8 protein-coding genes and 4 pseudogenes are annotated in these 13,261 nt (G+C 55.3%); 7 read left to right on the forward strand and 5 right to left on the reverse strand.

The genetic code is table 11. The annotated features are described in order from the left end of the window. Positions 1 to 266: 266 nt before the first annotated feature. A pseudogene (locus BN1139_RS21045) lies at positions 267 to 438 on the reverse strand (ogr/Delta-like zinc finger family protein); the annotation flags it as partial. A gap of 58 nt (positions 439 to 496) precedes the next feature. Next, positions 497 to 930: pseudogene (locus BN1139_RS21795) on the reverse strand (phage portal family protein); the annotation flags it as partial. Positions 931 to 1,014: 84 nt separating this feature from the next. On the opposite strand from BN1139_RS21795, the pseudogene BN1139_RS21050 reads away from it, so the two are divergent. Next, positions 1,015 to 2,033: pseudogene (locus BN1139_RS21050) on the forward strand (IS3 family transposase). 490 nt (positions 2,034 to 2,523) lie between these two features. Beyond that, positions 2,524 to 3,585, forward strand: a complete 1,062-nt coding sequence (locus BN1139_RS15015) for an acyltransferase family protein (protein WP_232297607.1) — start codon at positions 2,524 to 2,526, stop codon at positions 3,583 to 3,585. A gap of 481 nt (positions 3,586 to 4,066) precedes the next feature. Here BN1139_RS15015 and BN1139_RS15020 read toward each other — a convergent pair. From BN1139_RS15020 to BN1139_RS15035, 3 genes and pseudogenes are all read right to left on the reverse strand, one after another. Next, positions 4,067 to 5,271 (reverse strand): IS3-like element ISAve3 family transposase gene (locus BN1139_RS15020; protein WP_085942154.1). Its coding sequence is split into 2 segments (ribosomal slippage): positions 4,067 to 4,953 and positions 4,953 to 5,271, totalling 1,206 coding nucleotides; the frame shifts between segments, so codons are not numbered across the junction. Between the two features lie 219 nt (positions 5,272 to 5,490). Next, positions 5,491 to 5,891, reverse strand: a pseudogene (locus BN1139_RS15030) (phage portal family protein); the annotation flags it as partial. Positions 5,892 to 5,909: 18 nt separating this feature from the next. Then, on the reverse strand, positions 5,910 to 6,716 hold the full coding sequence (locus tag BN1139_RS15035) for a crotonase/enoyl-CoA hydratase family protein (RefSeq protein ID WP_005351348.1): 807 nt from the start codon (positions 6,714 to 6,716) through the stop codon (positions 5,910 to 5,912). A gap of 168 nt (positions 6,717 to 6,884) precedes the next feature. Between BN1139_RS15035 and BN1139_RS15040 the strand changes: the two genes are divergently transcribed. The 5 genes from BN1139_RS15040 to BN1139_RS15060 all read left to right on the forward strand — a co-directional run bounded on the left by BN1139_RS15040 (position 6,885) and on the right by BN1139_RS15060 (position 13,140). Then, on the forward strand, positions 6,885 to 8,672 hold the full coding sequence (locus tag BN1139_RS15040) for a putative nucleotidyltransferase substrate binding domain-containing protein (RefSeq protein WP_005351347.1): 1,788 nt from the start codon (positions 6,885 to 6,887) through the stop codon (positions 8,670 to 8,672). Between the two features lie 2 nt (positions 8,673 to 8,674). Further along, positions 8,675 to 9,301: a 3'-5' exonuclease gene (locus BN1139_RS15045; RefSeq protein WP_005351345.1), complete on the forward strand. Its 627-nt coding sequence runs from the start codon at positions 8,675 to 8,677 to the stop codon at positions 9,299 to 9,301. 105 nt (positions 9,302 to 9,406) lie between these two features. Beyond that, positions 9,407 to 9,718, forward strand: coding sequence for a DUF485 domain-containing protein (locus tag BN1139_RS15050; RefSeq protein WP_005336970.1), 312 nt, complete (start codon positions 9,407 to 9,409; stop codon positions 9,716 to 9,718). 11 nt (positions 9,719 to 9,729) lie between these two features. Next, positions 9,730 to 11,382: a cation acetate symporter gene (locus BN1139_RS15055; RefSeq protein WP_041202766.1), complete on the forward strand. Its 1,653-nt coding sequence runs from the start codon at positions 9,730 to 9,732 to the stop codon at positions 11,380 to 11,382. 165 nt (positions 11,383 to 11,547) lie between these two features. Next, a complete protein-coding gene (locus BN1139_RS15060; RefSeq protein ID WP_005351341.1) occupies positions 11,548 to 13,140 on the forward strand; it encodes an ABC-F family ATPase in 1,593 nt (530 codons plus the stop codon). Positions 13,141 to 13,261 lie beyond the last annotated feature (121 nt).

Below are 13,261 nucleotides of genomic sequence, written 5' to 3' on the forward strand. Positions count from 1 at the left end.
GATGCAGACTTGAAGAGGATAGTGGTGATCAGATCACCAAGTCCTCAGTATGTTCCCTTCAAACTGCATCGATTTGGGAAACAACGCCGTTCATATAGGTACAGGCACTGAGTGTTCGGCTACAACTAATCCATTGGATTACATTAGTCGGTAGAAGCGTATGAGTTGCGGCAGATTATCTGTGGGCGCTATTGCGCCCACAGTCATTTCAGTACCAGCTGCTGCCCCTCTGGTGTGAGTGATCCCATCAAGCTCAACACCAGCTAATTGGTGGTCTTGGCCGAAGAGCTTAGGGTATGGGCGAACACAAGGTGGCTACCCAGCTGTGGCGACACTCAGCATCGGTGCACTGGCAGTAGAGACCCGAGGCATCATCGCTCAGTCGGTTCGTTTTGGTAATGCGGCCCGCTTGCAACACACTTTGCAATAAACCCGCATTACGCCCCCTTTTCTATCAAAATCAACAGCCTATCTTGCCACAGAAAACACTATTTGTTTACTCAGACCAACCGATATTCTCCTGAAAATAGCCCCAGAGGGAGCGAGAGAGTCCCGCGCTGTTGATGGCATCTTGGATAAGCTCGCACAGCGGCAGCACCTCGTTTCTCGCACTAGGTGGCATCGTACTTCTCGGGCTCCCCATGCTCTCCCCCGCAATTGGTCGGAATAATGCCGGCCAGAACCACGGGGAAACTGTGAGAAGCCAGCACATTTTGAGCTGTCCCCTCCTTGATGGCCGTAATATCCCCACAGAAATGAGCTTGGTGCCATCGGGGATTTTTTTGAACATGGAGCTAAAGTTCCCTACCCCTTGCGACTCGCGATCATCTCCTTCATCATCTCTTCCTCGGTGTCGTCGTCCATGTTTGGGTCTGTTGCGTATAAGATGAAGCACATGTGGACGCCGTTGAAGTAATATTTACGTCGAAAAAAGGGTGGAACCATCCGACCGGTAAATCAGTGTCCCATCCTGAATATGGTTTACACCTTTCCCCCCAATAAATGGAGAACCCGATGGGACAAGGTGTGAAACGGACACAGCGCGATTACTCGCTGACTTTTAAACTGGCACTGGTCGAGCAGATTGAAAAAGGCGAGCTCACCTACAAACAGGCTCAGGTGCGTTATGGCATTCAGGGCCGCTCCACTGTTCTGGTATGGTTGCGTAAACATGGTCGGCAAGATTGGAGCCAGGGGGCTTCTGTGCGTGCCGGCAGGAGCATCACCATGCCTGACCCCGACAACCAGACGCCCGAACAGCGCATCAAGGAACTCGAGCAACAGCTGGCGCTGATGAGCCAGAAGGCCCAGTTCTTTGAGGCCGTCGTCGATGTACTCAAGAATGACTACGGCGTCTCCATCGTAAAAAAGCGACCCGGCAAGTCCTCTCGCAGCGGCAAGTCGAGAGGTTGACCATTGTCAGGGCTTGCCTGTTTCTGGGGATAAGCCGGCAGGCTTACTACAAGCGCAATCGGGTCGCCGACGAGCGCCATGCACAAGGGCTACAGGTGGTGCGCTTTGTGCGTCAGGTTCGACTGCGACAACCTCGGGTCGGCACTCGCAAGCTGCATTATCTGCTGCAGGGTCAGGATGATGGCGGGCTCAAGGTCGGGCGGGACAGGCTGTTTCGGATATTGGCCGAGCACCGCCTGCTGGTGCAGCCCAGACGGGCGTATCACAAGACCACCCACAGTTTTCACCGTTTCTACCGTCATCCCAACTTGCTCAAGGCGGGGCCAGAGCAGGTCACACCGGTGGCCCCGGAGCAGGTCTGGGTCGCAGATATCACCTATCTGCCAGCCAGGAGCGGGCCACTGTACCTGAGCCTGGTGACGGATGGGTATGACTGTTACCAGAATGCGTTGGCGGAGCGGGTGAACGGGATTTTGAAAGGAGAGTTATTGTTGCAAAGCCCGCAGGATTTAATGCAAGCGCGGGAAATGGTGCGTGAAGCGGTGGATATTCACAACACGGAGCGGCCGCATTATGCGTTGAAATACAGAACCCCCGATGCGGTACATAGGGGGTTCTGAGTAGAGAAATGCTGGCTGAAAATGTGTAAACCTATTTCAGGACTAGACACAGGTTCAATTTGCCATGCTGCAGGCAGTTGTGGGCAAAGACGGTGGCTGTAGTGCAGAGCCCTAGTTGCTAAAACATCCCGTTATCATATCAAGTTGAGTCTGCGCCAGTGGTGTTTTTCCAGCCCCCGTTGATGCTCATAGGCTAGCATCAACGGGGCAACACAACTAGGGGCTTCTCGGACATAACAAGTACAACAGGTACCTCATATGGTTTACATACTGCAAATAGCTGACTTTTCTGCGACAAAAACGCCCTATATGCAGTAGACACGGATAACCATAGAACAATAGAATTATTCCCTCATTATAGTAAAAGCAGTCTGATTGACTACGAAGATGAAGCCCCGTGTAAGCAACACGGAAGATTATTTACTAGCACTTACCACACAGAGAGCCAATGATGAATCGAGTCAATTCCATCGACTACTTAAGAGGGCTAATGGCCATTTCAATTCTTTTGTATCACTTTACCTCATGGACTATAGGCGTACCTCAATCAGAGACAATCCTTGGAAGACTTGGAATTTATGGTGTATCAATATTCTATATCGTTAGCGGTATGTCTATGTATATATCATACAAGAGTACATCATGGACAATTAAGTCAACAATTTCTTTTTTTATTAGGCGATTTGCAAGGCTCGCTCCTGTTTATTGGATTGCAATGTTCTGGTTGATATTCCTAACGGTAGCATCATCATCTGCAGGCTCTCCTTTTTTACCATTTGAACTTTCTAGAATAATTTATAATGCGACCCTTACCTTTGGAATACTTGAGCCAAAGGCATACCTTGTAACAGGTGGATGGTCTATTGGTAATGAAGTTGCGTTTTATTTGTTTTTTCCATTACTAATGCTTACAATAAAAAACAACTATCTTTTCGCCACAACAAATATCGCAATACTATGCACCTATATTTATTATGGTTTTTTTGTTATAGATTCAGGTGCAACAATAGGTGATGAATGGTTTAATTACATAGATCCACTAAATCAAGCGCTATTATTTTCAGGTGGAATTTGCATTGCGTATTTATCAATGACTCACAGTAGTCGCATCAATAACAAGTGGCATATTATCATGATTGCCACATGCGCTTTGTTTTTTGTTTTACTTCCCGGCTCAGGAAATCAAATCTCCATCATAACAGAATGGAACAGAGTCTTTTTTACAATTGTAATTCTTGCTTTATCATATTTTACATTTAACGTAAATGCAGAAGGACTGTCTATTCCAGAGAAAATTTTTAAGTTCTTGGGCGATGCTTCTTATCCTGTATACTTGTTACACGGCGTTGTTTTTGATACGGCTAGAATTTATATATTCCCACTATTAGGAGATATATCACCCGAAGCCAAATTATTTTTTAGCCTCTTTGTGTTGGTTCCTTTTTTGATTGTCATTTCATATATGACATACAAATTTATAGAAATGCCAATAATAAATTCGGCCAAGAAAATAACAGTCATTGAAAAAAACATTCTCATGCAGGACAAATGAAGAATGAAACTCAGCTTCAAACACAATAAGGCTGTTTTGAATTGAAAAATAATGAAACGACTTGGCTTCAAAGCTTATAGAGATATTAGCAAGGCGCTGTTTCAGCGCCGTTTCCACAAGTGACTATATTTCCAATCATGATAGCTGTTGAGATGTTTACTCCTAATGCCATCCTCATTAGTCATTCCTTTCCCTGTATGCTCCCTCGCGTCTAACCATAAAAACATCATTAATAAACGCCCATCAGTTGATGGTGTAGTCTTTCAATTGAGACACTGACAACATCATCGTGATGATCAACAGGGCGAAAGGTGTCATTAACATCACAAACGAACTAAAACAAATGACGATTACTTTTGTCACCTTCATACAGCTAGTGAGGAGGCTGGCAGTCTCCTATGATAGATACCATGAATAGCAGAGCCTAAAATAAGCCTATTACACTGGATTTGACCCCATAGATCCAGACACTTTTTCCCGCTTAGGGTTGTGATACCCGACTGCGCAGATATTCCCGGGGTGAATGGTATCCCAAGGCGCTGTGCGGGTGGTGCTCGTTATAATACTCAAACGCGATAGCAAAATTGCCTACCGCTGTTCGGCTATCCGGTTTTGGCATCATCTCGATATAGTCTCGCTTCATCGTCTTCACGAAGCTCTCCGCTATACCGTTGCTCTGTGGGCTTCTCACCGCAGTCGTTCTGGGCTCCAACCAGAGCTCTCGTGCAAACGCGCGGGTCTCATGAGCTCGATACGCCGAGCCATTATCAGTCAGCCACTCCACCGGTGATGCCGGCAACGCATCCCCGAAGCGACGCTCAACAGACCTCAGCATGACATCTTGCACCGTGGCTCTGTCGTAACTCCCGGTACTGGCAGCCCAGTCCAAGGTTTCCCTGTCACTGCAGTCCATGGCAAACGTGACTCGTAGTTTTTCACCGTTATCGCAGCGAAACTCGAAGCCATCTGAGCACCAACGTCGATTGCTCTCCTTGACGGCAACACGCCCCTTATGTGCCCGCTGGGTCAATGGTGCAGCCGGTTTTCTTTCCAGCAGCAGTCCATGATCGCGCATGACGCGATATACCCGTTTGGCGTTTACCACAGGCTGTCGTGTTGCCTCTGACTGACGCCGTAACAGCGCCCAGACTCGACGATAGCCATAGGAGGGAAGCTCAGCCATCGCCTCCATGATCCGGCCAAGTAAGGCAGCATCAGCATACAGGCGATGATGACGACCATCTTGCCAACCTGGTTTTCGATGAACACGAACGGATAGCTGCGCACGCGATACATTAAGGGCCTGGCTCACAGCACTTAATCGTCGTCCCCCGGCAACAAGGGCGCATGCGCAATCCATTTTTTTGCTCGACCATACTCCACAGCGTCTCTGAGGATCTCGTTCTCCATGGTCTTCTTCCCTAGCAGACGCTGGAGGTCTCGGATCTGCTTGATGGCAGCAGCCAACTCGGAGGCTGGAACAACATCCTCACCGGCGGTGATCGCCGTGAGAGACCCTTCCTGGAATTGCTTACGCCATTTGAAAAGCTGGTTGGCGTTGACGTCGTGCAAGCGAGCGACATGAGAGACGGTCATCCCGGGCTCAAAGGTCTGCTGCACGATGGAGATCATTTCCTGCGGAGTCCGGTGTCGACGGCGCTCAGCCCCTGTTAACACTTCGACCATCTTCTCGTTGCGACTAGTACTGAACATAGTTCCAAGACTACCTCTTAAGTTAAGAGGGGCGAAGTGTCTGGATCTTCAAGGGGCCAATCTATACACCAATTCAGTCGGTGGGTTTTGGTAATGCGGCCCCGCTGGCCACACACTTTGCAATAAACCCGCATTACGCCCCCTTTTTTATCCAAATCAACAGCCTATCTTGCCACAGCAAATACTGTTTGTTTATACAGCCGAACCGATATTCTCCCGAAAATCGACCCGCAGGGAGACGGGAGTCCCGCGCTGTTGATGGCATCCTGGATAAGCTCACACAGCGGCAGCACCTCGTTGCGGGCATAGGTGGCATCGTACTTCTCGGGATCCCCGAGCCCTCCCCCGCCATTGGTCGGAATGATGCCGGCCAGGATGTTAACGAACATGGAGCGAAAGTTTCCCACCCCCTTGCTGCTCGCAATCATCTCCTTCATCTCCTCCTCGGTGTCGTCATCCATGTTCGGGTCGGTGGCGTAGAAGATGAACCCCATGTGGGCGCCGTTGAGGAAGTATTTGCGCCGAAACAGGGTGGCATCCTGGTTAAGCCGCGCCGACTGCAAGCCACCCAAGTAGTCGGGCATACCGTAGATCGCTCGTGCAACTCTCAGTCAGAGCGGATTGCGGCGCGGCCCGAAGGGCAGCCGCCAGCGAAACAGGCTGTTAAGGGTGGCCCGCCACTGATTGGGTCGCCCCAAAATCTGCTTTTGCAGGCGGGTCTCCTCTTTGAGCATCGCCTCGTCACTGCGGGCCCAGGCCTGGCTGTAGAGCTGCTTGATCCCCGCCAGTGCATCGGGCGATTTGGTGATAAGGGTGCGGGCAAACTCGCGCGCCTCCACCAGCGGATCGGCGCAGACCCGGCTCACCATCCCGAGAGCTTTGGCCTCGACGGCATCCAGTTCACGCCCGCTCATGGCCAGCTCCATGGCGGTATCCAGCCCCATCAGGTTGCGCATGGTAACGCTGCCGCTCATATCGGGGATGATGCCCCACTTGATCTCCATCACCGAGAAGCGGCAATCGGGGGTGCTGAAGCGAAAATCGGCCCCGAGCGCAATCTGCAAGCCACCGCCAAAACAGACTCCCTGGGTCACCGCAATCACCGGCACAGGCAGCTGATGCCAGCCATAGGCGACCCGCTGGGCCAGATTGGTCGCCTCGTCTGCTTCACGCTTGAGAATATCGAGCGCCGCCACCGGCTGTCTCAGCATGGATTTCACATCCAGCCCAGCGCAGAAGGCCCGCCCCTCGCCGTGCAGGATCACCGCCCGCAGCCCCTTGTGCAGGGCGAGTTGCGTCAGCGTCTCATCGATGGCGCTGAACATGGCGCGGTCCAGCGCATTGAGTTTATCCCCCCGCGTCAGCATCACTTCGGCAATCCCGTCATGGATCTCGCACTTGACCCTTGGTTTTTCCATCTCCCTTGTCCTCTCCTTGATCCCTGAAACTGACTCACTGGTCATACCACCACGTTATCAGAGTGTGAACAGGCGGTACAGCTGAGACTAAAGTCGGCTGGTCGCCTCCCCCTCCCTTTGTCACACTGGGAGCTGCATGAGTGCCGCAAGCCAGCAGAGGACGCTGTCATGTCAACCCTGTTCAATTTTGCCAGACCACCGTTCGACCGACTGGATGAGGAGGCGCGCGAGCGGCTCTCTCGCCACCTCTCGCTCTGCTATTTTCGGGCTGGGGATCTGCTGCTCAAGGAGGGGGACGAGCCTCCCGGCCTCTATCTCATCATCAAGGGGGCGGTGGAAGAGTCGGCCCCTCACCACCAGTTTGGTGATTACGGGGTCGATGACCTGTTCGATGTGCGCGCCCAGTTTGACGGCCGCTGCCGCCACCGCTTCACCGCGCTGGAAGATAGCCTCTGCCAGCTCATTCCTCGCCACACCTTTCTGTCGCTCTGTGAACAGGATCCGCAGTTTGCCAGCTACTTCACCGCCAATCTGGCCGAACGTCAGCGCCAGCAGGAGCAACGCGAGCAACTGGGCCAGAAGAATCTGGCTGAATTTATCCTGACCCGCATCGAACCCGGCCACCTGCAAGCACCGCTTATCGTCGACAGCAAGCTGTCACTGCTCGCAGCGACCGAAGCCATGGTGAGCAAGGGAACCGATTGCCTGCTCTACCCGACCCACGACGGCTCTCTCACGCTGGCAACCCGCAAGACCTTGCTCCACGCCCTGACCCTCAAGGGATTGCCGCTGACGGCCCCCCTCTCGGTGCTGACCCCCACGCCCCTGATTGGTCTGCCGCTGGAGAGCTATCTGTTTGATGCCCTGCTGCTGATGACCCGCCATCGCATCAAGCGACTGGTGGTGTGGCGCGGCAATGAGGTGGCGGGGATCCTGCAACTGACTCAGGTGCTGGGGCTCTTCTCGACCCACTCCCACGTGCTAACGTTGCGTATCGCCCGCGCCGACAGCCTGCCGGCGCTGGAGGCGGTGGCCCGCGAGCAGCAGCAATTGACCCGCTCCCTGTTTGCCCAGGGGATCCACACCGCCTTTTTGATGAAGCTCATCGCCACCATCAACGAGCAGCTGATCGCCAAAGCCTTTGCGCTGGTGATCCCCCCCGAGGTGCAGGATAAGGTTTGCCTGCTGATGCTGGGCTCGGAGGGGCGTGGCGAGCAGATCCTCAAAACCGATCAGGACAACGCCCTGATCCTGCCAGAGGGGCTGACATGGCCCACCCAGGCAGCCGATCTGGCCGAATTCAGCGCCCTGCTGGAGCGCCTCGGCTACCCGCTCTGCCCCGGCCAAGTCATGGTGAACAATCCGGCCTGGGTAAAAACAGGCAGCGAGTGGCAAAGCGCCATTGCCAGCGCCAGCACCACGGCAAAGGAGGATGAGCTGCTCTGGCTCGCCACCCTTGCCGATGCTCACCCCATCGCGGGGGATCGACAGCTCCATCTGCCGGTTGCCAGAGCGCTGCGCGAGCAGTTGGCGGACAGACGGGATCTGCTGGCGGAGATGGTGCGACCGGCAGTGGCCTTTCATGCCCCCCTCACCCTGTTTGGCCGGCTGGAGCAGCCACCGGAAGGGCTGGATCTGAAGCGGGGCGGCCTGTTCCCGCTGGTGCACGGTATCCGCATGTTGGCCCTTGAGGCAGGCATTCTGGAGACCTCGACTCTGGGGCGTATCGACGCACTGGTGGCCGCCGATCGGCTCAGTGCCGACTATGGCAGCAATCTGGCGGAGGCGTTCCGGCTCTTTATCCGGCTGAGGCTGCGCAGCCAGCTAAAGGGAGGCAATAGTCGGGTGCAGACAAGCGAGCTCAGCCACAGCGAGCGGGATCTGCTGCGCCAGGCGCTGCATCAGGTGAAGAAGTTCCAGCAGTGGCTCACCTTGCACTTTCGTCTGAGACAATAGCCATGTTGAACCGCGTTCGACGCTACTGGTATGGCCGTGCGTTCCGAACGGGCGAGTTCGCGCCGCTCTTTGCCACCCCACCGAAAGATGAACAGGTCGCCCTCGATTTCGAGACCACCAGTCTCGATCCCGAGCAGGCCGAGATCGTCTCCATCGGCGCGGTGCGCATTCAGGGCAACCGGCTGCTGACCGGCGAGGCCCTCGCCATCAAGGTGCAGCCACCGGCCAGCCTGACCGGCCAATCGGTAGTGATCCACGGTCTGCGCCATCAGGATCTGCAACAGGGGATGACGCTGGAAGCCGCGCTGCGCCTGCTGCTTCACTTTATCGGCCCCCGTGAACTGGTGGGCTATCACGTCGCCTACGACCTGCGCATTCTCAATCTCGCCTGCCAGAAATTGTGGGAATTGACCCTGCCCCAACGAGGGATCGAGGTGAGCCAGCTTTATCATGACCACCTCTATCGCCGCTACCCCGATGCTGCGATTGACCTCCATTTGAGTGCCATCTGCAGCCACCTTGAACTGCCATCCCTGCCCGCCCACGATGCCCTTGCCGATGCCACCACGGCCGCGCTCATCTACCTGCGCCTGACCTGCGGCTCGCCACTGGCTTATCCCAAAGTCTAATTGTCGAGAAATAACATTTAATTCACATTTTTCTTACATGAGCAGATTGCCTGCTCGTCGGGGTTACCCCATCCACCGCTGACACTCATGTCATGGAGAACTGCAATGGAACAGCAAAGCTATCTGAGGATCCAGCAAGATCCCAACTTCCAGGAGCTGGTCGCCAAGCGCCAGCGTTTTGCCTGGGCCCTCTCGGCTCTGATGCTGGGACTCTACCTGGCGTTTATTCTGCTCATCGCCTTTGCCCCCGGTTGGCTCGGCACCCCGCTCAGCGACAGCACCACCGTCACCCGTGGCATTCCGGTCGGGGTGGGACTGATCCTCTCCTCCTTCGTATTGACCGGCATCTATGTGTTTCGGGCCAACGGCGAGTTTGACGAGCTGAATCAGAAAATCCTCAAGGGAGTGCAGTCATGAGCGCAAAAAGCATGAAAGGCAAGTGGCTGCTGTTGGCCTCACTGGCCTCCTCCCCCCTGCTGGCAGCGGATGCGCTGACCGGCGAGGTACAACGCCAACCCCTCAATGTATCGGCCATCGTGATGTTCGTAGTCTTTGTGGCCGCCACCCTGTTCATCACCTACTGGGCCTCCAAGCGCAACCGCTCGGCTTCTGACTACTATGCGGCCGGTGGCCGTATCACCGGCTTCCAGAACGGTCTGGCCATCGCCGGTGACTATATGTCCGCCGCCTCCTTCCTCGGGATCTCCGCGCTGGTCTACACCTCCGGCTACGATGGCCTGATTTACTCCATCGGTTTTCTGGTGGGCTGGCCCATCATTCTGTTCCTGATCGCCGAGCGGCTGCGCAACCTCGGCAAATACACCTTCGCCGATGTCGCCTCCTATCGTCTCAAGCAGACTGCAGTGCGCACCCTCTCCGCCTGTGGTTCGCTGGTGGTGGTTGCCCTCTACCTGATCGCCCAGATGGTCGGTGCCGGCAAGCTGATCGAGCTGCTGTTTGGCCTGCAATACCATGTGGCCGTGGTGCTGGTCGGTATCCTGATGGTGCTCTACGTGCTGTTTGGCGGCATGCTGGCCACCACCTGGGTGCAGATCATCAAGGCAGTGATGCTGCTCTCCGGTGCCAGCTTCATGGCTATCATGGTCATGAAATCGGTCAACTTCGATATCGGCGCCCTGTTTAGCGAAGCGGTCAAGGTACACGAGAAAGGGATCGCCATCATGAGCCCGGGTGGCCTGGTTGCTGACCCCATCTCCGCTATCTCGCTCGGTCTGGCATTGATGTTCGGTACCGCTGGCCTGCCCCATATCCTGATGCGTTTCTTCACCGTGAGCGATGCCAAAGAGGCGCGTAAATCTGTGTTCTACGCCACCGGCTTTATCGGCTACTTCTACATCCTCACCTTCATCATCGGCTTTGGCGCCATCTTGCTGGTAAGCACCAACCCGGCCTTCAAGGACGCCACCGGCGCCCTGCTGGGCGGCACCAACATGGCGGCAGTCCATCTGGCCAATGCGGTCGGTGGCAGCCTGTTCCTCGGCTTCATCTCCGCCGTGGCATTTGCCACCATTCTGGCGGTAGTTGCCGGATTGACCCTGGCCGGAGCCTCTGCGGTCTCCCATGACCTCTATGCCAGCGTGTTGAAGAAGGGCAAGGCTAACGAGACCGATGAACTGCGTGTCTCCAAGATGACGACTCTGGTGCTGGGTGTGGTTGCCATTGGTCTGGGGATCCTGTTCGAGAAGCAGAACATCGCTTTCATGGTGGGTCTGGCCTTCTCCATCGCCGCCAGCTGCAACTTCCCGGTACTCTTCCTCTCCATGTTCTGGTCACGCCTGACCACTCGTGGCGCCGTCTATGGTGGCTGGCTGGGACTGGTGAGCGCCGTAACCCTGATGATCCTGGGCCCGACCGTGTGGGTGAAAGTGCTGGGCCATGCCCAGGCCATCTTCCCCTACGAATACCCTGCCCTCTTCTCCATGGGGTTGGCCTTCGTCGGGATCTGGTTCTTCTCCATCACCGACAGCTCCCAGAACGCAGCCGACGAACATGCCAAGTTCCTGCCGCAGTTCGTTCGCTCCCAGACCGGGCTGGGTGCCTCTGGCGCCACCTCCCACTGATGAGTCAATCTCACTACCAAGCCGGCCTCGTGCCGGCTTTTTTTATTGCCCATCAATCGGCTGCACGCCCCGCTTGCCCCGATCAAGATCACACTTCTCGCTAAAACTTTCGGGGGATCTGTGCCATAATGCGCGCCATTTGACAGACCAATCGGGACACATACCTTGTTAAGTAGCAACAACATCACCATGCAGTTCGGCGCCAAGCCGCTGTTTGAGAACATCAACGTCAAGTTTGGCGGCGGCAACCGCTATGGCCTTATCGGCGCCAACGGCTGTGGCAAGTCCACCTTTATGAAGATCCTCGGCGGTGATCTGGAGCCCACTGGCGGTAATGTGAGCCTGGACGTCAACGAGCGCATCGGTAAGCTGCGTCAGGATCAGTTCGCCTACGAAGATATGCGTGTACTGGACGTGGTCATGATGGGTCACACCGAGCTGTGGGCGGCCATCGCCGAGCGCGATGCCATCTACGCCAACCTCGAAGCGACCGACGACGACTACATGAAGGCCGCCGAGCTGGAAGGTCTGGTCGCCGAGTATGACGGCTATACCGCCGAATCTCGCGCAGGCGAACTGCTACTGGGTGCCGGTATTCCCATCGAGCAGCACAACGGCCCGATGAGCGAAGTAGCCCCTGGCTGGAAACTGCGTGTGCTGCTGGCACAGGCGCTGTTCTCCAACCCTGACATCCTGCTGCTGGACGAACCGACCAACAACCTGGATATCAACACCATTCGCTGGCTGGAGCAGGTGCTCAACGAACGTGAAAGCACCATGATCATCATCTCTCACGACCGTCACTTCCTTAACTCCGTCTGTACCCATATGGCGGATCTGGACTACGGCGAGCTGCGCGTTTATCCGGGCAACTACGATGACTACATGCTGGCCGCCACTCAGGCGCGCGAGCGTCTGCTGGCAGACAACGCCAAGAAGAAGGCCCAGATCGCCGATCTGCAATCCTTCGTCTCCCGTTTCAGTGCCAACGCCTCCAAGTCCAGCCAGGCGACCTCCCGCCTCAAGCAGATCGACAAGATCAAGATTGAGGAAGTGAAGGTATCCAGCCGTCAGAACCCCTTCATCCGCTTCGAGCAGGAGAAGAAGCTCTACCGCAACATTCTGGAGATCGAAGGCCTGTCCAAAGGTTATGGCGAGGCGCCCCTGTTCAAGGGCCTTAACATGATGCTGGAAGTAGGTGAGAAGGTCGCCATTCTGGGTACCAACGGTATCGGTAAATCGACTCTGATCAAGACGCTGGTCGGCGATCTGGCACCGGATACCGGCACCATCAAGTGGTCCGAGAACGCCCAGATCGGTTACTACGCCCAGGATCACGCCGAAGATTTCGACACTGATCTCAACGTGTTCGACTGGATGGCCCAATGGAAACAGGAGAACGAAGACGAGCAGGCTGTGCGCTCCGTATTGGGTCGTCTGCTCTTCTCACAGGACGACATCAAGAAGCCGGTCAAGGTGCTCTCCGGTGGTGAACAGGGCCGCATGCTGTTCGGCAAGCTGATGATGCAGCGCCCCAACATCCTGATCATGGATGAGCCGACCAACCACCTGGACATGGAATCTATCGAATCCTTGAACCTAGCCCTCGAGATGTACAAGGGCACCCTGATCTTCGTCTCCCACGACCGCGAATTCGTCTCCTCTCTGGCGACCCGCATCCTGGAGCTGAGCGAAGATGGTATCCGCGACTTCGGCGGCACCTACGAGGATTACCTGCGCACCCAGGGCGTGGTATAACCCCGCTCCTGCGCAAGTGCGCAATGCAAAACCGGCACTCAGGTGCCGGTTTTTTTATATCTCGTATCAGGACGTATAGCCGCGATGTGACTACACGAAGGGCAGAGAGCAGAGAGCAGAG

The sequence above is a fragment of the Aeromonas veronii bv. veronii genome (assembly GCF_000820225.1).
Classification (GTDB): Bacteria; Pseudomonadota; Gammaproteobacteria; order Enterobacterales; family Aeromonadaceae; genus Aeromonas; species Aeromonas veronii.